Genomic DNA, 20,761 nt, shown 5'->3' with positions numbered 1-20,761 from the left:
ATTTGAACGCAAGGGAGGGTGTCATGGAAGATGGCATGCGCTTCGGCCTCGGGTCGGAGAACGGGAGAGGTTTGCCCCACATGGGCGACGAGTTGGAGCATAAGTTTGCGCGTTTTGACGAAGGGCTTTTGGTGGAAGGCGGCTTTGAGATCAGCGGCTATGCCAGCCTTTTCGGCCGCGTCGATCAGGGCGGCGATCTGGTGGCGCGGGGGGCTTATGGCGCGTCGCTGGCGGCAGCAGAGGCCGCGGGTCGGCGGATCAAGATGCTGTGGCAGCACGATCCGGCCCAGCCCATCGGCGTGTGGGACGAGCTACGCGAGGACGCGCGCGGGCTCTGGGTCAAGGGGCGGCTGCTGGACAGTGTGGCACGGGGCCGAGAGGCGGCGGCGTTAATCGAGGCAGGGGCAATTGATGGCCTGAGTATCGGCTATCGCACGCAGCGGGCGGCCAAGAATGACGCGGGCCAACGTGTGCTGCAGACGCTTGATCTGTGGGAGGTGTCGCTGGTGACGTTTCCCATGCTGCCCACCGCGCGGGTCGCGGCGAAGCGGGATTTCATTGCCGTCGGAGAGGTCTTGCGCGGCATGGCAGGTGTCTTTGACGAGGCACGGCAGAATTTAAACCGGAACGGAGGGTGAGCGGATGGAGCGGGCAGTGGAGGACACGGGTGATGAGCGAAGCGGCGCGGTGGAGGAGATGCGCCGCGCGGTGGGTGGATTCGTACAGTATTTCAAAGGGTTTCAGGACGATATGACGACCAAGTTGCAACAAACAGAAGAGCGAATGACTATGTTGGATCGAAAGATGACTGTGCCGGCGCGGACCCCTCTGGCGGGGGTGGTGGAGAGCGGTGCGCCGCATCAGAAAGCGTTGCAGGCCTATATCCGTAATGGCGATGACGACGGGTTGCGCGGGCTTGAACTGGAGAGCAAGGCGCTGTCGGCGGCGGTGAATTCGGATGGCGGCTATTTGGTGGATCCACAGACGTCGGATCGGGTGATGTCGGTGTTGAATGCCACGGCGTCGATCCGCGCTATCGCGTCGGTCGTACAGGTGGAGGCGACGTCCTACGATGTGCTGGTGGATCATGCCGACGTGGGGGCCGGTTGGGCGACAGAGACGGGTGCCGTGTCAGAGACCGACACGCCGCAGATCGACCGGATCACCATCCCATTGCACGAGTTAAGCGCGCTGCCTAAAGCGTCGCAGCGGTTGCTGGATGACAGTGCCTTCGACATCGAGGCCTGGTTGGCGGGGCGGATCGCCGACAAATTTTCGCGGGCCGAAGCCGCGGCCTTTATCCACGGCGACGGGATCGACAAGCCCAAGGGGTTTCTGGCCCATGCCACGGTCGACAATGTGATCTGGGCGTGGGGCAATCTGGGCTATGTGCCCACCGGCGTCGCGGGGGAGATCACGGCGGATGCGGTGGTTGATCTGGTCTATGCGCTTGGGGCGCAGTACCGCGCGCAGGCCAGTTTCGTGATGAGCTCGAAGACCGCGGGCATTGTGCGCAAGCTTAAGGATCTGGACGGGCGGTTCTTGTGGTCCGACGGGATGACGCAGGGCCAGCCCGCGCGGCTGATGGGCTATCCGGTGCTGGTGGCCGAGGACATGCCCGATGTGGCAGCGGATTCATTCTCGGTCGCGTTCGGGGACTTTGCTGCCGGCTATACCGTGGCGGAGCGGCCAGACCTGCGTATTTTGCGCGATCCCTTTAGCGCCAAACCGCATGTGTTGTTCTACGCAACCAAACGGGTGGGTGGCGACGTGAGCGATTTCGCCGCGATCAAGTTGCTGAAATTCGGCACCGCGTAAGGCGCGGGGTCGAACACGGGGGGCCGGTGATGTCCGGCCCTCACCCCCGGGCGCGCGACGATGCGCCGGGTGCATTGCCTAGCTGCTGCCTCCGACCGAGCGATGCAGTCGGGGTGCGCGTCCGGGGGGCTTTGGCGGGCTAGATTTGGAGCGATGAGATGTTGATCGAAGAGACAGGGGTGGCGCAGGCCGATCTGCCGCTAGAGCCGTTCAAGGCGCATTTGCGGATGGGCAGCGGCTTTGGCACTGAGACGGTACAAGAGCCGGTGCTGGCGGGATTTTTGCGCGCAGCCATCGCAGCGATAGAGGCACGCACGGGCAAGGCTCTGATCACGCGACAGTTCGCGCTGACTTTGCCGGAGTGGAAAGACACGCAGGCGCAGGCTTTGCCCGTGGGACCGGTGCAGGGGATCGTGAGCGTTACGGTGGTGTCGCGGGATGGGCCGGAGACGATGATTGAGCCGCAGCGGTATTGGTTGGTGCGGGACATGCAGGTGCCGCTGCTAAAACCGTCGGGGGCAATGCTGCCCTATATCCCGCCACAGGGATCGGTCGAGATCGTGTTTGAGGCGGGGCTTGGGCAAAGCTGGGGCGCGGTGCCTGCGGATTTGCAGCAGGCCGTGCTGATGCTGGCAGCGCATTACTATGAGTATCGCCACGAAACCCGGTTGGGCGACGGCTGTATGCCCTTTGGTGTAAGCAGCCTGATCGAACGCTACCGCCCGCTGCGGATCGGCTTGGGGGCACGCGCATGAACCAGCTGTCGTTGAACCGCCGCTTGGTGCTGGAGGCGCAGGTGCCCCAGCCTGATGGTGCGGGTGGAGAGAGCCGGACATGGGTGCGGGTGGGCGATCTGTGGGCGGATGTCAAAGCGCGGCGGGGGCGGCGATTGGGCAAGGGCGGTATCGAGGTAAGCCGCGGGGTTTGTGTGGTGACGGTACGCGGTGCCCCTGTGGGTGATCCGGCCCGCCCCTTGCCCCAGCAGCGGTTTCGTGAGGGCGCGCGGGTCTATCAGATCCAGTCTGTGGCCGAACAAGACGCACAGGGGCGGTATCTGGCCTGCCTGACCCATGAGGAGGTGGCGGTATGAGCTATGGCATGGGGTTTGCCCTGCAGCAGGCGGTCTTTGGCGTGCTGAACACGGATCAGGCGGTCACGGCGCTGGTGGGGGATGCGGTTTTTGATGCGGCCCCTGCGGGGGAAGTGCCCGCGCTGTATGTGCAGTTGGGCGCAGAAGCGGTGCGCGATGCCTCTGACGGGACGGGCGGCGGGGCCGAGCATCGGTTTATGGTCCTTATCGTGACGTATCATGCGGGGTTCGCCCCCGCGAAACAGGTGGCCGCGGCGGTGAGCGATGTGCTGATCGGAGGGCAGTTTGCCCTGAGCCGCGGGCATTTGGTTAGCCTGACATTCGAGCGGGCCGTTGCGCGTCAGGTTGGGGCGGAAGCACGTCGACAGATAGAGATGCGGTTCAAGGCACGGGTTCAGGACGGCTGAGCCGGATTTTCAGAAAATTATCAGGAGAATGGATATGGCTGTTCAAGCGGGCAAAGACCTTTTGGTCAAGGTGGATATGACGAGCGATGGTCAGTTCGAGACGATCGCGGGGCTGCGTGCCACGCGGGTGAGCTTTAACGCGGAGCCGGTTGAAGTGACCTCGCTTGACAGCGAGGGGGGCTGGCGGGAGCTGCTGGCGGGCGCGGGTGTCCGTTCTGCCGCGATCAGCGGGTCGGGCGTGTTTCGCGATGCGGGCACAGATGAACGCGCGCGGCAGTTGTTTTTTGACGGGCTGACGCCGGATTTTCAGATCGTGATCCCCAGTTTCGGTATTATCGAGGGGCCATTCCAGGTGGCGGCCATTGAATATGGCGGGTCGCTCAATGGGGAGGCGACCTATGAGCTGAGCCTGCAATCCGCGGGGCAATTGAGCTTTACCGCCGATACTGACGATGCACCGCAGGGCGGGGTCTGATCATGGTGAACCGGTGGCGAGGGGATGTGGTGCTGGTGGTGAATGGTCAGCGGCGCGTGGCGCGGTTGACCCTTGGGGCCCTGGCCGAGCTGGAGGACGCGCTGGAAGAGCCGTCGCTGGTGGCTTTGGTTGAGCGGTTCGAGGGTAATCGGTTCAGCAGTCGGGATGTGCTGTTGCTGCTGGCCGCGGGGCTGCGTGCAGGGGGCACCGAGGTGAGCGCCGAAACGCTGGCGCAGGCCGAGATCGAGGGCGGGCCGGTTGCCGCCTCTCAGGCCGCCGCAGAGCTTTTGGCGCGTGCCTTTGTCGTGCCGGTATGAGCCTGCCGCCAAAGAGGATCACGACAGAGACCGCGCGCGGGATGGACTGGGCCGCGCTTATGCGAGCGGGGCTGAGAGGATTGACGCTGACGCCCGACGCCTTTTGGGCGCTCACGCCGGCAGAGCTTCAGCTGATGCTGGGGAGCGAGGCGGGGCGGGCTCCGCTGTTGGGGGATGGGCTGGCGGCTTTGATGGCGGCTTATCCCGATAGGGAGAGAGAGGAAGACTGATGGCACAGAATGATACATTCGACGGGCTAGAGGATGGCGCAGAGCGGTTGAATGACACGCTTGGCGCGACGGCCACGCTGGTAGCAGGTTTCGATACCGAACTGCGCCGTATGCGCAGTGCATTGGCCGCGACGGGCAAGGATGTCGCCACGCTGGAAAAAGGGCTGAGCCGAGGGTTGCGCAAGGCATTTGATGGTGTCGCGTTTGACGGGATGAAACTGTCGGATGCCCTGTCCACCGTGGCGCGTTCGATGGTGAACACGACCTATAACGCAGCGATGAAGCCGGTCACCGATCACGTCGGGGGGCTGATCAGTCAAGGCGTGGGATCACTGATGCAGGGGATACTGCCCTTTGCTGATGGGGCACCGTTTTCTCAAGGACGTGTGATGCCTTTCGCCCAAGGGGGGATTGTCAGCACCGCCACGGGCTTTGGCATGCGCGGGGGGATGGGGCTAATGGGCGAAGCAGGGCCGGAAGCGATTATGCCGTTGGCGCGGGGTCCGGACGGTAAGCTGGGTGTCAAAGGGGGCGCGAGCGGCGGGACGACCGTGGTCATGAACATCACCACCCCTGATGTGCAGGGGTTCCAACGCAGTCAAAGCCAGATCGCCGCACAGCTGAGCCGCGCGCTGAACGCTGGCAACCGTAACCGCTAGGGGAGCAAGCCAATGAATTTTCACGATGTCAGATTTCCACCTAGCCTGAGCTTTGGATCCCTTGGGGGGCCGCAACGCCGTACCGATGTGGTGACGCTCGCCAACGGGTATGAGGAGCGCAACACTCCCTGGGCCCATTCACGCCGTGTGTATGATGCGGGGCTGGGAATGCGCTCTATCGATGATGTCCAAGCGCTCACGGGGTTCTTTGAGGCGCGTATGGGACAGATGTATGGGTTTCGCTGGAAAGACTGGGCGGACTTTAAATCCTGTGCGTCCTCTGTCGGTGTTGCGTTCGAGGATCAGAGCCTTGGCTTCGGGGATGGTGTGCGCACGGACTATCAACTGGTCAAGACCTATAGTTCGGGCGGGCATAGCTATCTCAGACCGATCACCAAGCCGGTTGCCGGAACCGTGCGCTTGGGGATAGAGCAGGACGCCCTGCAAGAGGGGAGCGACTATGACGTTGATCTGAGCACCGGCATCATTCGTTTCGCCCATGCGCCGGATCCTGAGATGCAGTTGTCGGCGGGGTTCGAATTCGACGTGCCTGTCCGCTTTGACACGGATCGCATTCTGGTCAGCGTTGCTAGTTTTCAGGCGGGGCAGGTGCCGGATGTGCCTGTGATCGAGGTGCGGGTATGAGCGGGGCGGATAAGAGTGCGTTGTTGGCACATGCGCGGACGGGACTGACGACGCTGTGCTATGCTTGGGCGATCCAGCGGCGAGACGGTGTGACTTTGGCCTTCACCGATCACGACCGGCCGCTGGCCTTTGACGGGCTGGCGTTTCGAGCGGACAGCGGTTTGAGCGCGGGGGCTTTGGCGCAGAGCACGGGGTTGTCGGTGGATAATACAGAGGCGCTGGGCGCGCTGAGCCATGACGCAATCCGCGAGGACGAAATTGAGCAGGGGCGCTTTGACGGGGCGGACGTGCGGTGCTGGCGGGTGAACTGGGCCGATGTGACCGCGCGATGCGTGATCTTTCGGGGCAGTATCGGCGAGATGCAGCGCGCCGGTGGGGCCTTTCGGGCGGAGCTGCGCGGGCTGACCGAGGCGCTGAACCGGCCTATGGGGCGGGTGTTTCAGAAGCCCTGCACGGCGGTGCTGGGGGATGCGGCCTGCGGGTTCGATCTAGCGACAGCGGGCTATGCGGTGACCTTGGCCGCAAAGGACCATGACGACGGGCGGGTGTTTCGCTGGGATGGCATCGGCGGGTTTGAGGATGGGTGGTTCGCGCGAGGGCGGCTTGAGGTGCTAGACGGCCCCGCGGCAGGGCTGTGGGGGATCATCAAACACGACCGCGCTTTAAACGGTCAGCGCGAGGTCGAACTGTGGGAGCCGATACGCGGTATGATCGCCAGCGGGCATCAGCTACGACTGACCGCTGGGTGCGACAAACGCCAAGCGACCTGTCGGTTGAAATTCAACAACTTGCTGAACTTTCGGGGTTTTCCAGATCTGCCGAGCACAGACTGGATGATGGCGGTGCCGAAATCCTCGGGCAGCAATACTGGGGGATCACTGCGATGAACGCGCGTGGGGCATCCGTGGTCGTAGCAGCGCGGGGATGGATCGGTACACCCTATGTGCATCAGGCGGCGCGCAAGGGGGCGGGCTGCGACTGTCTGGGTCTGTTGCGCGGCGTCTGGCTGGAGGTGGTGGGGCAGGAGCCCGAGGCGATCCCTGCCTATTCGATGGATTGGTCCGAACCGCAGGGCGAGGAGCGCCTATGGCAGGCCGCGTTGCGCCACCTGTCGGCGAAATCCCTGACCGATGAAGCCCCCGGCGATGTGCTGCTTTTTCGCATGCGCAGCGGGGCGGTGGCGAAACATTTCGGCATAGCGACAAAGGTCGGCCCGCAGGCGCGCTTTATCCATGCCTACAGCGGTCACGGGGTTACTGAAAGCCCCCTGAGCCAGCCGTGGCGCAGGCGCATTGTAGCACGTTTTGAATTTCCGGCGGAGGCGATCTGATGGCGACGATACTTCTTTCAACGGCAGGTGCCGCGATTGGCGGATCGGTCGGGGGGACGCTCGCGGGGCTTTCTTCGGTCGCGGTGGGGCGTGCGGTGGGTGCGACCCTTGGGCGCGTGATCGACCAGCGCCTGTTGGGACAAGGGGCGCAGGCGGTAGAGACCGGCAAGGTTGACCGGTTTCGGGTGACGCAAGCGGGCGAGGGCGCGGCTGTACCGCAGGTCTTTGGCCGGATGCGGGTTGGGGGGCAGGTGATCTGGGCCTCGGATTTTGCCGAAACGACGACGGTAACGGGCGGCGGTGGCGGCAAAGGGGCCCCTTCGACACCCCAAACGACTGAATACAGCTATAGCGTCAGCCTAGCGATTGCGCTGTGCGAGGGCGAAATTACCAGCGTTGGCCGGATTTGGGCCGATGGGGAGGAAATCTCGGTCCAAGCGCTAAATATAGCGGTCTATCGCGGGACGGGCGATCAACTGCCCGACCCGACGATTGCCGCAATCGAGGGCGCGGATGATGTACCAGCCTATCGCGGGACGGCCTATGTCGTGATGGAGAACCTCGCGCTTGGACAGTTCGGCAACCGTGTGCCGCAGTTCTCGTTCGAGGTGCTGCGCGCCGAAGAACCCGGCGCGCCCGACGCCGAGATCAGCGTCACACACGGCGTCAAAGGGGTCGCGCTGATCCCCGGCACGGGTGAATACGCCTTGGCCACGACGCCTGTGCATTACAGCGACGGTAAAGGCGGGCGGTGGAGCGCCAATGTCTCTACCCCTGACGGGCGCACGGATTTCGTCGCGTCGCTGGAGGACGTGACCCAGGAGCTACCGCAGCTGGCGGCCGCGTCGCTTGTTGTGTCGTGGTTCGGCAATGACCTTCGCTGCGGGGAATGCCGTGTGCGCCCAATGGTGGAAAGTGCGGTCATCGATGGCGAGAATATGCCATGGCAGGTGGCGGGGCTTGTCCGTGGCGACGCCGAAGTGATCGCCCGCGAGGACGACCGTCCCGTCTATGGTGGCACGCCGACGGATGCCTCTGTGATCGAGGCGATCCACGCGATGAACGCGGCGGGGAAGGCAGTGATGTTCTACCCGTTCATTCTGATGGACCAGCTTGACGGCAACACACTGCCCGATCCCTATAGCGACGCGGCCACACAGCCCAAACTACCGTGGCGTGGGCGGATCACGCTGGATAGGGCTCCGGGGCGGGCGGGCAGCACGGATGGGACACTGGCAGCGCACAATGAGGTGGCGCAGTTTTTCGGGACTGTCACGGCGGCTGATTTCTCGGTCGCGGGAGGGGAGGTAGTCTATACCGGCCCTCAGGAATGGTCGATGTCGCGGTTCATTCTGCATTACGCGGCACTGTGCAAAGCCGCCGGCGGGGTCGACGCGTTTTGTATCGGCACAGAGATGCGCGGGCTGACGCAAATCAGGGGGGCAGGTAACAGCTTTGTCGCGGTGCAGGCGTTTCGTGCCTTGGCCGCAGAGGCACGTACCCTGTTGGGGTCGGACACTAAGATCAGCTATGCCGCTGATTGGTCAGAATATTTTGGCTATCATCCTCAGGACGGCAGCGGCGATGTGTTCTTTCACCTTGATCCATTGTGGGCCGATGAAAACATCGATTTCATCGGTATCGACACCTACATGCCGTTGTCCGATTGGCGCGACGGTAGCGATCATCTGGACGCGCAGCACAGCGAGAGCATTTACGCGTTGAACTATCTGTCGGGGAATGTGGCGGGCGGCGAAGGGTTCGACTGGTTCTACCATTCGCCAGAGGCGCGCGCAGCGCAGATACGCACGCCGATCACAGACGGTGCATATGGGGAACCTTGGGTCTACCGATATAAGGACCTGCGCGGCTGGTGGGAGAACCTGCATCACGACCGAATTGGCGGCGTACGCGCGGCGGAACCGACTGGCTGGAAACCCGGGTCCAAGCCGATCTGGTTTACGGAATACGGCTGTGCTGCGGTGGACAAGGGGACAAACCAACCCAACAAGTTTCTCGACCTCAAAAGCTCGGAAAGCAGCTTACCACGGTATTCGACCGGCGCGCGGGATGAGTTGATGCAGATGCAATATCTGCGGGCCTTGGCGCGCCATTGGCGGGATGCAGAGAATAACCCCCTGTCGGCAGAATATGGTGGCCCGATGGTGGATATGACCCGCGCTTTTGTCTGGGCATGGGACACGCGGCCCTATCCGTTTTTTCCCAATAACCGCTCCTTGTGGAACGATGGTCAAAACTACGCACGCGGGCATTGGTTGAACGGGCGCAGCGCGGCGCTGCCGTTGTCAGAGTTGGTGGCGTCAATCTGCCGCCGTGCTGGCCTTAACGATTTTGATACCTCTGGGCTCTATGGCTATGTGCGCGGCTATGTTGTGGACGAAGTGGCCGATGCGCGCGCGGCATTGCAGCCGCTGATGCTGCGCTTTGGGTTTGATGTTGTGCAACGCGACGGCATGCTGCGTTTCATCATGCGGGATGGATTGGATGCCGTGCCACTGGCCCGTGAAGTGCTTGCTGTTTCGGGTGATCTGGAGGCACCGGTGGAAAAGTCCCGAGAGGCAGAGGCAGAGCTGTTAGGCCGGATGCGTTTACGGTTTGTGCAGGCGGACGGAGATTACGATACGATCGCCGAAGAAGCGGTCTTGCCTGACGATGCGACCCATGCGGTGGCGACGTCGGAGCTTAATATGGCGCTCACCCGGGCGGAGGGACACCAGACAGCCGAACGCTGGCTGACAGAGGCACGTGTTGCCCGGGAAGGTGTGCGTTTGGCGCTGCCGCCGTCGATGATGGCTGTCGGTGCGGGGGATGTGATCGTTGTGCCACCGGATGAGGGGGAAGGCGGGGGGCTGTACCGTGTGGATCGGGTCGAAACGGGAGAGTTAAGCCTGATTGATGCTGTCCGCATCGAGCCGGAGGTGTACGCCCCTGCACCGTTCGATGATGAGTTGATCGCGCTCAAGCCGTTTGTAGCACCCGTGCCGGTGCATTCGGTGTTTCTTGACCTGCCGCTGCTGCGCGGCGACGAGGTGCCACACGCGCCCTATTTTGCCGCGACAGCGCGGCAATGGCCGGGGAATGTTGCGGTCTATGCGTCGCGTGGAGCATTGAATTTCAGACTGAACACGGTGGTGCCTTTACGTGCGACGATGGGTGTGACGCACAATGATTTGCTGCGGGCGCGCCCTGGGATTCTGGATCGGGGGAGGGCGTTGCAGGTAACGCTGTCGAGCGGCGGCCTGGAGAGTATCGAACCCGACGATCTGCTGGGTGGGGGCAATCTGGCTGCCATCGGAGACGGCACCGCCGACCGGTGGGAGGTGTTCCAGTTCACCACTGCCGAATTGATCGCACCGCAGACATATCTGCTGCGCGACCGACTGCGGGGGCAGGCGGGATCGGATGGGCTAATGCCAGAGGTGTGGCCTTCGGGCTCGCAGTTTGTTCTGCTCAATTCGGTACCGCGTCAGATCGAGCTTGGCCCGAACCTGCTGCGGATCGCACAGACCTATCGCATTGGCCCCGCAGCCCGACCGCTGGATGATCCGAGCTACGTTCAAAAAAACGAGAGCTTTAATGGTAACGGGCTGCGCCCATACCGTCCCTGTCATTTGAGGGTGGAGGTCGAGGCGGGGGAAATGACCTTTAACTGGGTGCGACGGACGCGACTTAATGGTGACAAGTGGTCGGCATTCGATCTGCCTATCGGAGAGGAAAGCGAGCAATATCAGGTGCGTATTATGCAAAACGGCGCGGTGCTGCGCGAAGAAACCGTCGATAGCCCCCGATGGACCTATCCCGAGTCATCGCGGTTGGACGATGGGGGGACGGGGCTGGCTTTGATCAGTGTCACGCAGATATCGGCATTGTACGGAGCGGGTCCGGCACTGTTCGGTAAGATCAATTTGTGATAACCTGTCAGTATTAACAGGCGGCTTTGCGTTTGGCACTCGGGTGGAACCTGCTATAGCGTGAGGTCAAAGAAGGATGGTTTCATGGCAAATGCACGCACAAATATCGCCTCGGTTGATCCGGTTTGGGATCAAATCCAGACAGAAGCCCAAAACGCGGTGCGCGACGAGCCGCTGATCGGCGGCTTTGTGCACGCTACGATCCTGCACCACAAATCCATTGAAAAAGCACTGTCGTACCGCATCGCGGCCAAGCTGGCGTCGAACGAGATGTCGATGATGGTGGTGCACGAAATGGTCGAACAGGCTTTTGCCAACGATCCTGATTTGATCAAGGCCGCGCGCGCTGATCTGGTGGCAATTTACGAACGTGACCCCGCCTGCCACCGGCTGTTGCAACCGATCCTGTATTTCAAAGGGTACCAGGCCGTGCAGGCCTATCGCGTAGGCCATCACTTGTGGAAACAGGGTAAACGGGATCTGGCCTATTTCGTGCAGATGCGGGTGAGCGAGATTTTCGGCGTTGATATTCACCCTGCCGCGACCATCGGCAAGGGGATCATGATCGACCACGCGCACTCCGTCGTGATCGGCGAAACAGCGGTGGTGGGCGACAACGTGTCGATGCTGCACTCGGTCACTCTGGGCGGGACCGGAAAGGAAGAACAGGACCGGCACCCGAAGATTGGCAATGGCGTTTTGATTGGCGCGGGCGCAAAGGTGTTGGGCAATATCACTATTGGGCATTGCTCGCGCATCGCGGCGGGGTCGGTCGTGCTGGAATCCGTACCGCCTTGTAAAACCGTGGCGGGCATCCCCGCACGTGTGGTGGGCGAGGCGGGCTGCGATCAACCGTCGGTTCTGATGGACCACATGCTTGGACCGCAGGGCGACATTAATATGTAATTCAAGGGGCTTGGGGCCGCGCGCACCTTCGTCACGATGTGAAAAGGCCGGACCTGACAAGCGGTCCGGCCCTTTTTTGCTGTGAGGCGGGGGGCTGTCTGCCCCCCGACCCCCGAGGATTTAACCCCATTTGGAAGCGGCGTTAAGCCAGCATCGTCAGGGGGTTTTCAAGGTTGTCCTTGATCGCGCTAAGCAGTTGTGCGCCCAAGGCACCGTCGATGACGCGGTGATCGACAGACAGGGTGACCGACATGACTGTGGCAACGGCGAGTTCACCGTCCTTGCCAACGACGGGTTTCTTGACGCCCGCCCCGACTGCCAAAATCGCACCATGGGGCGGGTTGATGACTGCGTCGAAGTTGTCGATCCCAAACATGCCGAGGTTCGAGATGGCGAAGCTGCCCCCTTGATATTCATGCGGCGCAAGCTTGCGGTCGCGTGCACGGGCAGCGAGGTCTTTCATCTCGGCCGAGAGGGTCGAGAGCGATTTCATCTCGGCGTCTTTCAATACCGGGGTAAACAGGCCGCCTTCGATGGCCACAGCAACCGCGACATCCGAGGGCTTGAGCTTGAGGATCCGGTCGCCGGCCCAGACCGCATTGGCGTCGGACACGGTTTGTAGCGCCAGAGCACAGGCCTTGATGATGAAGTCATTGACCGACAGCTTCACGTCGCGTGCTTCGAGCTGTTTGTTAAGCTCGCCTCGGAACTTCAGCAGCGCGTCGAGTTCAATGTCGCGGCGCAGGTAGAAATGCGGGATCGACTGTTTGGCTTCGGTCAGCCGCGCGGCGATGGTCTTGCGCATACCGTTGAGGGAGATTTCCTCGAAGTCGCGGCCTTCGTACATTTTCATCACAGCGTCGGCAGAAGGGCCGGCGGCAGGGGCCGCTTTGGCCGCGGGTGCGCTGGTGGTATCCGTGCTTTCGGCCGGTTTGGCCTTGGCGCTACCGGCGGATGCTGCCTCCACATCTGCCTTGATGATGCGACCATGCGGGCCAGAGCCGGAGAGTTCGGTCAGGTCCACGCCTTTATCTGCCGCGATGCGACGGGCCAGTGGTGTCACAAACAGCCGTTTTCCGTCATTGCCCTTGGGCACGGCCGGGGAGGATTTGCCTGTGTCGTTGGCGTCGCTTTCGCCGCGGCCATAACCTTTTTCAGGGGCCGCGTCCTGGTCGGGGGCGTCTTCCTTGGCGCTGTCCTTGGTGTCCGGGGCAGGGGCATCGATATCTGATGCCTCTTCGCCTTCTTCCAGCAACACGGCGATGGGGGTGTTCACCTTGACGCCTTCGCTGCCGTCACCGATCAGGATCTTGCCGATGGTGCCTTCGTCGACGGCTTCGAATTCCATCGTTGCCTTGTCGGTTTCAATCTCGCACAGGATATCACCGGAGGAGACGCTATCCCCTTCGGAAACAAGCCATTTCGCTAGCGTGCCTTCTTCCATCGTGGGGCTGAGGGCGGGCATGAGGATTTCTATGGGCATGTGGACCGCTCCTTACTTGTAGGTGACTTTTTTGACCGCCGCGATGACCTCGTCCGTGGTGACTAGCGCCAGTTTTTCGAGGTTTGCGGCATAGGGCATGGGCACATCTTTGCCGGTGCAGTTGATCACCGGCGCATCCAGATAGTCAAAGGCTTCCTGCATGATCACGCTAGAGATGTAGTTGCCGACGGAGCCTTGTGGCCAGCCCTCTTCGACGGTGACAAGGCGGTTTGTCTTCATCACCGATTTGATGATGCTGGCAGTGTCCATCGGCCGCAGGGTGCGCAGGTCGATGACTTCGGCGTCAATGCCTTCTTCGGCAAGTTTTTCAGCGGCTTCCAGAGCATAGGTCATGCCGATACCGAAGCTGACGATGGTGACATCCTTACCTTCGCGCCAGATACGGGCCTTGCCGAAGGGTACAGTGTAATCGTCGACATCCGGCACGTCGAAGGATTTGCCGTACATGATTTCATTCTCAAGGAAGACCACAGGGTTGGGGTCGCGGATGGCTGTTTTCATCAACCCTTTGGCGTCTGAGGCCGAATAGGGCATCACCACCTTGAGGCCGGGGATCTGCATATACCACGCAGCGTAATCTTGGCTGTGCTGCGCACCGACGCGGGCGGCGGCACCGTTTGGACCGCGGAAAACCATTGGGGCGCCCATCTGGCCGCCGGACATGTACAGTGTTTTCGCGGCAGAGTTCAGAATGTGGTCGATGGCCTGCATCGCAAAGTTCCAGGTCATGAATTCGACGATGGGGTGCAGCCCGCCAAAGGCGGCACCTACACCGATTCCGGCAAACCCGTGTTCGGTGATGGGCGTGTCGATGATCCGTTTCGCACCAAATTCGTCCAGCAACCCTTGCGAGATTTTATAGGCACCTTGGTACTCGGCGACTTCTTCACCCATGAGGAACACGTCGTCGTCGCGGCGCATTTCTTCGGCCATGGCGTCGCGCAGGGCCTCGCGTACGGTCTGCTGCTTGAGCTTGGTGCCTTCGGGCCAATCGGGTGTGTTGTCCGTTTCCGGGGCCTTGGGCGCAGCGGCGTCGGACTTGGCAGCCGCAAGGGCTTTGTCGGATTTGGCGTCGTCGCTTTCGTCGGCTTTCGCTTCTTTGCCGGGGGCAGCGCTGGATGCACTGTCGATGTCAGAAGCGTCTTCGCCTTCTTCGAGCAGGACGGCGATGGCGGTATTGACCTTGACGCCTTCGGTGCCGGCTTCGATCAGGATCTTGCCGATGGTGCCTTCGTCAACGGCTTCGAATTCCATCGTCGCTTTGTCTGTTTCGATTTCGGCCATGATGTCACCGGAGGACACGGTATCGCCCTCTTTGACCAGCCATTTGGCCAGTGTGCCTTCTTCCATCGTGGGGCTCAGTGCGGGCATGAGAATTTCGATTGCCATGGTTCAAGCCTCCTGTGGGACTTCGGTTGCGTAGATATCTGTCCAAAGCTCTTCGGCCGCCGGTTCGGGGCTTTCTTTGGCAAACTCGGCGCTTGCGTTAACGATTTCCTTGATCTCTTTGTCGATCGCTTTCAGATCGTCCTCGCTGGCGTGTTTGTGTTCCAGCAGAATGTTGCGGACCTGTTCGATGGGATCGCGTTCGTCGCGCATTTTCTGCACTTCTTCGCGGGTGCGGTATTTCGCAGGGTCCGACATCGAGTGTCCCCGATAGCGATATGTCTTGATTTCCAGAATATAGGGGCCGTCGCCCGAACGGCAGTGTTTCACCGCGCGTTCGCCTGCTTCCTTGACTGCAAGTACGTCCATGCCGTCCACCGCTTCGCCGGGAATGCCGAACGCTTTGCCGCGTTCCCAGATTTCAGCGCTGGAGGTGGAGCGTTGCTGCGAGGTGCCCATGGCGTATTGGTTGTTTTCGATGATGAAGATCACCGGAAGTTTCCAAAGCGCCGCCATATTGAATGTCTCGTAGACCTGACCTTGGTTCGCGGCACCATCGCCGAAATAGGTAAAGGTAACGTTGTCATTGCCCTTGTACTTGTCGGCAAAGGCGATACCGGCCCCGAGGGGGACGTTCGCGCCCACAATGCCGTGGCCACCGTAGAATTTTTTCTCTTTCGAGAACATATGCATGGAGCCACCCTTGCCACGGGAATACCCGCCTTCGCGGCCCGTCAGCTCGGCCATCACGCCGTCCGGATTCATTCCGCAGGCCAGCATATGCCCGTGGTCGCGATAGGTGGTGATGCGGCTGTCGCCGTCCTTGGCCGAGGCCTCAAGCCCGACAACCACGGCTTCTTGCCCGATATAAAGGTGACAGAAGCCCCCGATCAGGCCCATGCCGTAGAGCTGGCCGGCTTTTTCCTCGAAGCGCCGGATCAACAGCATATCGCGATAATAGGCCTTAAGCTCTTCGGCGCTGGCATTTGTCTTCTTGGTCGGTTTCTGGGCAGCCATGGGGCAATTCCTCCGTACAGTTGTCCCGCGCACGCGCAAAGTAGTTTAGTGTTAAACTATCTCTTATCGGATTCGACGATTGTTGGCGAGAGACATTTGCCGCGTATGGTAAAGCCCTGCCGAAAAGGCGGCAAATCTAACGTATCGCGTAGGGGGCTGTTGAAGGTCGCGTCGCTATTAACGGATGACAATCTCGTCCGCGCGGATCATCCCCAGCACCTTGCGGGTTTGTTCATCCAGCAAATCTAGATCAAGATAATCGTCAGACAAGCGATGGGTCAGGTTTTCCATCCGCGCTACGTCAATCTGGACCTGAGCCAGCTGCACGCGCAGGTCCTGCGTCTCGGCTACGATTTCAGCACGACGGAACAGGCCAAAGTTGCCCTGAATCGCAGCGAAGGCGAAATAGAGGCTTAGCGCGAAGGCGATCGCGAAAAACAAAAGTGTGCCGAATGCGGGCTTGCTGCTGCGGTTCATATCTCTGCCTTTAATCGTCTCTTAATGGACGTTCCCCCAGTATGACACAGGTGATTCGCAAAGGGAATCCCTTGTCTTCTGATTGGTCGAAAACGGCTTAAATTTTTATGGGGGGCTTGTGCGTTACATATGAACCCCGGCAGCGGGCAGTATCACTGTCACTGCCGGGGAAAGAACATCAGGCGTCCAGCGCCGCGACGCCGGGCAGGACCTTGCCCTCCATCCATTCTAGGAAAGCCCCGCCGGCGGTAGAGATATAGGTGAAGTCATCAGCAGCACCCGCCTGGTTTAAGGCCGCGACAGTATCGCCCCCCCCCGCGACGGAGATCAACGCGCCGTCCTGCGTCAGCGTTGCTGCGGCTTTAGCTGCGGCGACCGTTGCGGTGTCAAAGGGCGAAATTTCGAAAGCACCCATCGGGCCATTCCAGATGAGCGTCTTCAACCCGCTAAAGGCGTCCTTGATCAGGGCGACCGTCTTTGGGCCTGCATCCAGAACCATCTGGTCAGGTTCCAGTACAGTTTCCGCCCCAAGGGCAATCGTATCATGCGCGGCACCGGCGGCGAATTCACGCGCGACAAGCCCATCGACGGGCAGTAGCACGCGGCAACCGGCCTTTTCGGCCTGGGCCATAATGTCCTTGGCAGTGGCGTAAAAATCGGGCTCTGACAGGGACTTGCCCAAATCTGCCCCCTGCGCGCCCAAAAACGTATTGGCCATGCCGCCGCCGATCACCAAAAGATCCAGCCGGTTGACGAGGTTTTCCAGCAGCTCGATCTTGGTTGATACTTTCGCACCGCCAACCACCGCGCCTACGGGGCGTTTGGGCGTCGCCAAAGCGGCCTCGAGCGCGGAAAGCTCGGCTTGCATCAAGCGGCCTGCGCAGGATGGCAACAGCCGTGCCACGCCTTCGGTGGACGCATGGGCACGGTGCGCGGCGGAAAACGCGTCGTTGCAATAGATGTCACCCAAAGCGGCGAGCCGTTTGGCGAATTCAGGATCGTTCTCTGTCTCGCCAGGGTAAAAGCGAATGTTTTCAAGCAACAAAACATCGGCAGCGTTGATTTCTTCGGTGCCGGTTTCGGCTGCTTCCAGTGTTTCGGCCAGCACAACCTTGCGTCCCAAAGCGGCCTCGAGCGCGGGGAGCACGACACGTAGGCTTAGGTCTTGCACACGCTTGCCTTTGGGGCGACCAAAATGGGCGAGCAAAACGGGCGTGCCGCCTTGGGTCAGAATATCGCGCAGGGTGGGCACGATCCGCTGGATGCGGGTGTCGTCCGTGACCTTGCCGTCTTCAACCGGCACGTTGATATCCACGCGCACCAGAACCCGCTTGCCGCGCAGGTCCATGTCGTCCAATGCTTTCCAGCCCATCTTGTCCCTCGTGTAGATCCACAATCCCGTCGTGTTTTGCCGTTATTGCCGTCAGGGTCAATGGACCCGCTTGGCAATTGCGCTTGCACGCCCTAGGTAATTGCCAACGAAATTCTAAAAGGAGACCGGCATGGCCGAGATCAAAGACCCCGAAAACACGATCCTCATGGAGCTTAAGGGCGGGACTGTCACCATTCAGCTTTTACCCGACATCGCCCCCAAACATGTCGAGCGTATGAAAGAACTGGCCCGGGCCGGTAAATACGACAACGTGGCCTTTCACCGTGTGATCGAAGGGTTCATGGCGCAGACCGGCGACGTGGCAAACGGCAACATGGAAGAAAACTTTAACCTGCGCGCAGCAGGGACAGGCGGGTCCGACTTGCCGAACCTGCCGGCAGAGTTTTCGAAAGTGCCGCACGCCCGTGGCAGCATTGGGGCCGCGCGTTCCGCAAATCCGGACAGCGCCAACAGCCAGTTTTTCATCAACTTCAAGGACAACGACTTCCTGAACGGTCAATACACCGTTTACGGTCAGGTCATTTCCGGGATGGAACATGTCGATGCGATCACCCGTGGTGAACCGGCCGCGAACCCTGACCGCATGATCAGCGTCAAGGTTGCTGCAGATGCGTAATTTGTTTGCAGCAGGCATTGCCTCGGCCCTGATGGCAGGGGCGGCTTTCGCGGATGGTCTTGCGATCACCGTGGATGGCGAAGCCCAAGGCACGATTAAAATCGATCTGGCCGAAGACGTGGCCCCCGCGCATGTCGCCCGCTTGAAAGAGCTGGCGACATCCGGTGCCTATGATGGTGTGGTGTTCCACCGCGTGATCGACGGGTTCATGGCGCAGACCGGTGATGTCGAGTTCGGCAAGGCCGGCGGCGACACAGGCCGTGCGGGTATGGGCGGATCAGATCTGCCAGACCTGCCCGCTGAATTCTCGGACATCGCTTTTGACCGTGGCGTTGTTGGCATGGCACGCAGCCAAAGCCCTGACTCTGCGAACTCGCAGTTCTTCATCATGTTTGACCAAGGGCACTTCCTGAACGGGCAATATACCGTTGTGGGCAAGGTGACCGAAGGGTTGGACGTGCTGGACGCGATCAAGCGTGGAACCGGCGGCAACGGGGCCGTCAGCGGAACGCCTGATCGTATGGTCGAGGTCAAAGTCACCGAATAATCATAGCGTCGGGCAGGGGCGTTCGCGCCTTTGCCCCGCTTTGACCGCTTTGCGCTTAGGCCGCCAAAGGTGTTGAGTTGAAAACGAAAAAGGGCGTCGCACCAATGCGACGCCCTTTTTAATTCATCACCCTTTGTCCGATCAGGACGCGGGGTTTGGCTTTTGGGCCGGTGCGGATTTCGCGCCGGGGTTCAGCGGATCGTCTTGACGCTGAACGGAGCCTTCGAAATGCGCACCGGATTCGATGGCGATGGTTTTATGGATGATGTCACCTTCGACGCGGGCGGTGGATGTCAGACGCACTTTCAGGCCACGCACGCGGCCCACGATACGGCCGTTGATGACAACGTCATCGGCAATCACTTCGCCTTTGATGGTCGCTGTTTCGCCGATGGTCAGCAGGTGGGCGCGAATATCGCCTTCCACGGTGCCTTCGACTTGGATGTCGCCGGTCGTTTTCAGGTTGCCGGTGATGTGCAGATCAGAGGAAAGCACGGAGGCAGGTGGTTTTGCCTTGGGCGCGCTGGCCTTGAATTCGCTTTGCTTTGGGGCAGCCGGTGCAGAGTGTGACGGTGCAGCAGTGCTGGACGTGTCTGCGTCGGACTTATGAGCGGGATCATTGATTTTGCTTTTAGAAAACATCGTTTGCAGCCTTGATAAAGATCATTGGATTTACAGCCTTACCACCGACACGGACTTCGTAATGCAGGTGGACGCCAGTAGACCGTCCTGATGTTCCCATATCACCTATCCGCTGTCCGCGCGATACCCTTTGGCCGACTTTTACGCGCAATTTGGATTGGTGCGCGTAACGTGTCTCGACCCCGAATTCATGTTGAATTTTAACCAACCGCCCATATCCCGAGCTCCAGCCGGCGTGGGTGACGACGCCCTCGGCTGTCGCGTAAATAGGCGTGCCCATACCCGCAGCAAAGTCGGTTCCGCTGTGCATTCTGCGCCCGCCCGTCTTTGGATCCCGGCGATAGCCATACGGGCTGCTGAACCGGAAAGACGACTTGAGCGGGCCCGCAAAGGGCGCCTTTTGCGCGGCAATGCGGTACATATTCAGCTTGTCCATCTGGCTTAGCAGCCGGTTGGCACGCAGCGTATCCGGAGAAGGAACCTCCCCCCGTGTGGAGAAGCTGAGGGGCATGAGCGGGCCGCCTTGACCGGAATAACCGCGCCGCACCGTCGCCAGCATGCGGTCGGTGGGCATGCCGGCGCTGCGGAACATCTTGTCCAGCGGGGCAACAGACACGGTCATGGCTTCTTCGAGTTGGCGGAAAATCGCGTCGTTCTGATCGCGCATCAAAGCCAGTTTCTGGGTCAGCTCGTCTGCCTGGATCAAGGCGTCCTGCGCGTCGATCACCACTTGATCCCGCTCTGCGGCCGTACGCTCGAGCGCCTCGGCAAGCAGTGAAATCGGAGCAGAAGATACATTCGCCTTTGTTGTCGTCTTGCCGTCGCCCGCAGCGGCCCCTTCGAGTTCGGCCACCTGAGTGCGCGCGGCCTCACGGTCTTTCATGGTATCCCGCAGGGTGCTCTGGATCACTTCGATGCCGGTTTCCAGCTCGCGGCGGCGGGTCTCGGATTGCAGCAGTTCTGATTGCATGACCGAAATCTGTTTGAGCGCGGCATTGAACCGTTCTTGCGCTGCCACGGCCTCTTCGGCGCGGCCGTTGCGCTGCGCCGAAAGATCACTGAGCCGCGCCTGATAGGTACGCTGATCACGCTTTGCTTGCTCGCGGAAGTTGCCCGACCCGATGCTGTCCATCAGAATCACCGCGGTTGCCACGATGGACCAGGCCACAAAGAGCGAGGCTGCGGAAAACACGAAAAGCTGGGTAACGGGGCGCAACCGGATAAAACGTGTGTCGGAGTCGGATTTCAGAAAGACGCGGCGTTCCGGAAAGAAACGTTCGAGCGCCGCATTAAATTTGATCGCCAACCTTGTTCGCACGCGTGGTATCCTTGTTTCGTCCCAGTCACAGCACACCGGGCCCCCGCCGCGC

At 60.8% G+C, this 20,761-nt stretch carries 23 protein-coding genes; 16 read left to right on the top strand and 7 right to left on the bottom strand.

What is annotated here, in order from left to right; genetic code table 11:
- Positions 1-23: 23 nt before the first annotated feature.
- The 14 genes from BLQ98_RS09375 to cysE all read left to right on the top strand — a co-directional run bounded on the left by BLQ98_RS09375 (position 24) and on the right by cysE (position 11,809).
- Positions 24-638 carry an HK97 family phage prohead protease gene (locus tag BLQ98_RS09375; protein WP_093733088.1) on the top strand — a complete coding sequence of 205 codons (615 nt, stop codon included), beginning with the start codon at positions 24-26 and terminating at the stop codon, positions 636-638.
- 4 nt (positions 639-642) lie between these two features.
- Positions 643-1,818 (top strand): phage major capsid protein, encoded by a 1,176-nt coding sequence (locus BLQ98_RS09370; protein ID WP_093733087.1) that lies wholly within the window; start codon positions 643-645, stop codon positions 1,816-1,818.
- Between the two features lie 158 nt (positions 1,819-1,976).
- Positions 1,977-2,573: a head-tail connector protein gene (locus BLQ98_RS09365; RefSeq protein WP_093733086.1), complete on the top strand. Its 597-nt coding sequence runs from the start codon at positions 1,977-1,979 to the stop codon at positions 2,571-2,573.
- A complete protein-coding gene (locus BLQ98_RS09360) occupies positions 2,570-2,908 on the top strand; it encodes a head-tail adaptor protein (protein WP_093733085.1) in 339 nt (112 codons plus the stop codon). The genes BLQ98_RS09365 and BLQ98_RS09360 overlap by 4 nt, the downstream gene beginning before the upstream one ends.
- The gene (locus BLQ98_RS09355; protein WP_093733084.1) at positions 2,905-3,315 is read left to right on the top strand and encodes a DUF3168 domain-containing protein; all 411 of its coding nucleotides are present in this window, start codon (positions 2,905-2,907) and stop codon (positions 3,313-3,315) included. The genes BLQ98_RS09360 and BLQ98_RS09355 overlap by 4 nt, the downstream gene beginning before the upstream one ends.
- 34 nt (positions 3,316-3,349) lie before the next feature.
- Positions 3,350-3,790 (top strand): phage major tail protein, TP901-1 family, encoded by a 441-nt coding sequence (locus tag BLQ98_RS09350; RefSeq protein WP_093733083.1) that lies wholly within the window; start codon positions 3,350-3,352, stop codon positions 3,788-3,790.
- A gap of 2 nt (positions 3,791-3,792) precedes the next feature.
- Positions 3,793-4,107, top strand: a complete 315-nt coding sequence (locus BLQ98_RS09345; protein ID WP_093733082.1) for a gene transfer agent family protein — start codon at positions 3,793-3,795, stop codon at positions 4,105-4,107.
- Positions 4,104-4,337 carry a rcc01693 family protein gene (locus BLQ98_RS09340; RefSeq protein WP_093733081.1) on the top strand — a complete coding sequence of 78 codons (234 nt, stop codon included), beginning with the start codon at positions 4,104-4,106 and terminating at the stop codon, positions 4,335-4,337. Before BLQ98_RS09345 ends, BLQ98_RS09340 begins: the two co-directional genes overlap by 4 nt.
- A complete protein-coding gene (locus tag BLQ98_RS09335; RefSeq protein WP_093733080.1) occupies positions 4,337-4,996 on the top strand; it encodes an RcGTA-type gene transfer agent tail tape measure protein in 660 nt (219 codons plus the stop codon). The genes BLQ98_RS09340 and BLQ98_RS09335 overlap by 1 nt, the downstream gene beginning before the upstream one ends.
- Positions 4,997-5,008: 12 nt before the next feature.
- Positions 5,009-5,641 (top strand): DUF2460 domain-containing protein, encoded by a 633-nt coding sequence (locus BLQ98_RS09330; RefSeq protein WP_093733079.1) that lies wholly within the window; start codon positions 5,009-5,011, stop codon positions 5,639-5,641.
- A complete protein-coding gene (locus BLQ98_RS09325; protein ID WP_093733078.1) occupies positions 5,638-6,528 on the top strand; it encodes a phage/gene transfer agent baseplate hub protein in 891 nt (296 codons plus the stop codon). Before BLQ98_RS09330 ends, BLQ98_RS09325 begins: the two co-directional genes overlap by 4 nt.
- Entirely contained in the window at positions 6,525-6,971 is a 447-nt protein-coding gene (locus BLQ98_RS09320; protein WP_093733077.1) for an NlpC/P60 family protein, read from the top strand. Before BLQ98_RS09325 ends, BLQ98_RS09320 begins: the two co-directional genes overlap by 4 nt.
- The gene (locus BLQ98_RS09315) at positions 6,971-10,903 is read left to right on the top strand and encodes a baseplate multidomain protein megatron (RefSeq protein ID WP_093733076.1); all 3,933 of its coding nucleotides are present in this window, start codon (positions 6,971-6,973) and stop codon (positions 10,901-10,903) included. The genes BLQ98_RS09320 and BLQ98_RS09315 overlap by 1 nt, the downstream gene beginning before the upstream one ends.
- 84 nt (positions 10,904-10,987) lie before the next feature.
- Positions 10,988-11,809: a serine O-acetyltransferase gene (gene cysE / locus BLQ98_RS09310; protein ID WP_093733075.1), complete on the top strand. Its 822-nt coding sequence runs from the start codon at positions 10,988-10,990 to the stop codon at positions 11,807-11,809.
- 142 nt (positions 11,810-11,951) lie between these two features.
- Here the strand turns inward: cysE and BLQ98_RS09305 are convergent, their stop codons facing one another.
- The 5 genes from BLQ98_RS09305 to BLQ98_RS09285 all read right to left on the bottom strand — a co-directional run bounded on the left by BLQ98_RS09305 (position 11,952) and on the right by BLQ98_RS09285 (position 17,565).
- A complete protein-coding gene (locus tag BLQ98_RS09305; protein WP_093733074.1) occupies positions 11,952-13,292 on the bottom strand; it encodes a pyruvate dehydrogenase complex dihydrolipoamide acetyltransferase in 1,341 nt (446 codons plus the stop codon).
- 12 nt (positions 13,293-13,304) lie between these two features.
- A complete protein-coding gene (locus tag BLQ98_RS09300) occupies positions 13,305-14,702 on the bottom strand; it encodes a pyruvate dehydrogenase complex E1 component subunit beta (protein WP_093733073.1) in 1,398 nt (465 codons plus the stop codon).
- 3 nt (positions 14,703-14,705) lie between these two features.
- Positions 14,706-15,716: a pyruvate dehydrogenase (acetyl-transferring) E1 component subunit alpha gene (gene pdhA, locus BLQ98_RS09295; protein ID WP_093733072.1), complete on the bottom strand. Its 1,011-nt coding sequence runs from the start codon at positions 15,714-15,716 to the stop codon at positions 14,706-14,708.
- 177 nt (positions 15,717-15,893) lie between these two features.
- Positions 15,894-16,193 carry an FtsB family cell division protein gene (locus BLQ98_RS09290; RefSeq protein ID WP_093733071.1) on the bottom strand — a complete coding sequence of 100 codons (300 nt, stop codon included), beginning with the start codon at positions 16,191-16,193 and terminating at the stop codon, positions 15,894-15,896.
- 178 nt (positions 16,194-16,371) lie between these two features.
- Positions 16,372-17,565: a phosphoglycerate kinase gene (locus BLQ98_RS09285; RefSeq protein WP_093733070.1), complete on the bottom strand. Its 1,194-nt coding sequence runs from the start codon at positions 17,563-17,565 to the stop codon at positions 16,372-16,374.
- A 130-nt stretch (positions 17,566-17,695) separates the two neighbouring features.
- Here BLQ98_RS09285 and BLQ98_RS09280 point away from each other — a divergent pair, with 130 nt between their 5' ends.
- Positions 17,696-18,202, top strand: coding sequence for a peptidylprolyl isomerase (locus BLQ98_RS09280; RefSeq protein ID WP_093733069.1), 507 nt, complete (start codon positions 17,696-17,698; stop codon positions 18,200-18,202).
- On the top strand, positions 18,195-18,749 hold the full coding sequence (locus BLQ98_RS09275; protein WP_093733068.1) for a peptidylprolyl isomerase: 555 nt from the start codon (positions 18,195-18,197) through the stop codon (positions 18,747-18,749). The genes BLQ98_RS09280 and BLQ98_RS09275 overlap by 8 nt, the downstream gene beginning before the upstream one ends.
- 141 nt (positions 18,750-18,890) lie before the next feature.
- Here the strand turns inward: BLQ98_RS09275 and BLQ98_RS09270 are convergent, their stop codons facing one another.
- Positions 18,891-19,391 carry a bactofilin family protein gene (locus tag BLQ98_RS09270; protein ID WP_093733067.1) on the bottom strand — a complete coding sequence of 167 codons (501 nt, stop codon included), beginning with the start codon at positions 19,389-19,391 and terminating at the stop codon, positions 18,891-18,893.
- Positions 19,381-20,709 carry a M23 family metallopeptidase gene (locus BLQ98_RS09265; RefSeq protein ID WP_093733066.1) on the bottom strand — a complete coding sequence of 443 codons (1,329 nt, stop codon included), beginning with the start codon at positions 20,707-20,709 and terminating at the stop codon, positions 19,381-19,383. The genes BLQ98_RS09270 and BLQ98_RS09265 overlap by 11 nt, the downstream gene beginning before the upstream one ends.
- Positions 20,710-20,761: the final 52 nt, after the last annotated feature.

The sequence above is a fragment of the Sulfitobacter litoralis genome, assembly GCF_900103185.1.
GTDB classification, from domain to species: Bacteria; Pseudomonadota; Alphaproteobacteria; order Rhodobacterales; family Rhodobacteraceae; genus Sulfitobacter; species Sulfitobacter litoralis.
This window is presented reverse-complemented; position numbering and strand designations above follow the sequence as displayed.

Excerpts from the sequence above, each read along its gene's own strand:
- BLQ98_RS09350 (WP_093733083.1), top strand. The coding sequence starts at position 3,350 with ATGGCTGTTCAAGCGGGCAAAGACCTTTTGGTCAAGGTGGATATGACG.
- BLQ98_RS09330 (WP_093733079.1), top strand. The coding sequence starts at position 5,009 with ATGAATTTTCACGATGTCAGATTTCCACCTAGCCTGAGCTTTGGATCC.
- BLQ98_RS09345 (WP_093733082.1), top strand. The coding sequence starts at position 3,793 with ATGGTGAACCGGTGGCGAGGGGATGTGGTGCTGGTGGTGAATGGTCAG.
- BLQ98_RS09280 (WP_093733069.1), top strand. The coding sequence starts at position 17,696 with ATGGCCGAGATCAAAGACCCCGAAAACACGATCCTCATGGAGCTTAAG.
- BLQ98_RS09355 (WP_093733084.1), top strand. The coding sequence starts at position 2,905 with ATGAGCTATGGCATGGGGTTTGCCCTGCAGCAGGCGGTCTTTGGCGTG.
- BLQ98_RS09285 (WP_093733070.1), bottom strand. The coding sequence starts at position 17,565 with ATGGGCTGGAAAGCATTGGACGACATGGACCTGCGCGGCAAGCGGGTT.
- cysE (WP_093733075.1), top strand. The coding sequence starts at position 10,988 with ATGGCAAATGCACGCACAAATATCGCCTCGGTTGATCCGGTTTGGGAT.
- BLQ98_RS09360 (WP_093733085.1), top strand. The coding sequence starts at position 2,570 with ATGAACCAGCTGTCGTTGAACCGCCGCTTGGTGCTGGAGGCGCAGGTG.
- BLQ98_RS09340 (WP_093733081.1), top strand. The coding sequence starts at position 4,104 with ATGAGCCTGCCGCCAAAGAGGATCACGACAGAGACCGCGCGCGGGATG.
- BLQ98_RS09305 (WP_093733074.1), bottom strand. The coding sequence starts at position 13,292 with ATGCCCATAGAAATCCTCATGCCCGCCCTCAGCCCCACGATGGAAGAA.
- BLQ98_RS09275 (WP_093733068.1), top strand. The coding sequence starts at position 18,195 with ATGCGTAATTTGTTTGCAGCAGGCATTGCCTCGGCCCTGATGGCAGGG.
- BLQ98_RS09325 (WP_093733078.1), top strand. The coding sequence starts at position 5,638 with ATGAGCGGGGCGGATAAGAGTGCGTTGTTGGCACATGCGCGGACGGGA.
- BLQ98_RS09370 (WP_093733087.1), top strand. The coding sequence starts at position 643 with ATGGAGCGGGCAGTGGAGGACACGGGTGATGAGCGAAGCGGCGCGGTG.
- BLQ98_RS09365 (WP_093733086.1), top strand. The coding sequence starts at position 1,977 with ATGTTGATCGAAGAGACAGGGGTGGCGCAGGCCGATCTGCCGCTAGAG.
- pdhA (WP_093733072.1), bottom strand. The coding sequence starts at position 15,716 with ATGGCTGCCCAGAAACCGACCAAGAAGACAAATGCCAGCGCCGAAGAG.
- BLQ98_RS09315 (WP_093733076.1), top strand. The coding sequence starts at position 6,971 with ATGGCGACGATACTTCTTTCAACGGCAGGTGCCGCGATTGGCGGATCG.
- BLQ98_RS09335 (WP_093733080.1), top strand. The coding sequence starts at position 4,337 with ATGGCACAGAATGATACATTCGACGGGCTAGAGGATGGCGCAGAGCGG.
- BLQ98_RS09290 (WP_093733071.1), bottom strand. The coding sequence starts at position 16,193 with ATGAACCGCAGCAGCAAGCCCGCATTCGGCACACTTTTGTTTTTCGCG.
- BLQ98_RS09270 (WP_093733067.1), bottom strand. The coding sequence starts at position 19,391 with ATGTTTTCTAAAAGCAAAATCAATGATCCCGCTCATAAGTCCGACGCA.
- BLQ98_RS09300 (WP_093733073.1), bottom strand. The coding sequence starts at position 14,702 with ATGGCAATCGAAATTCTCATGCCCGCACTGAGCCCCACGATGGAAGAA.
- BLQ98_RS09375 (WP_093733088.1), top strand. The coding sequence starts at position 24 with ATGGAAGATGGCATGCGCTTCGGCCTCGGGTCGGAGAACGGGAGAGGT.
- BLQ98_RS09320 (WP_093733077.1), top strand. The coding sequence starts at position 6,525 with ATGAACGCGCGTGGGGCATCCGTGGTCGTAGCAGCGCGGGGATGGATC.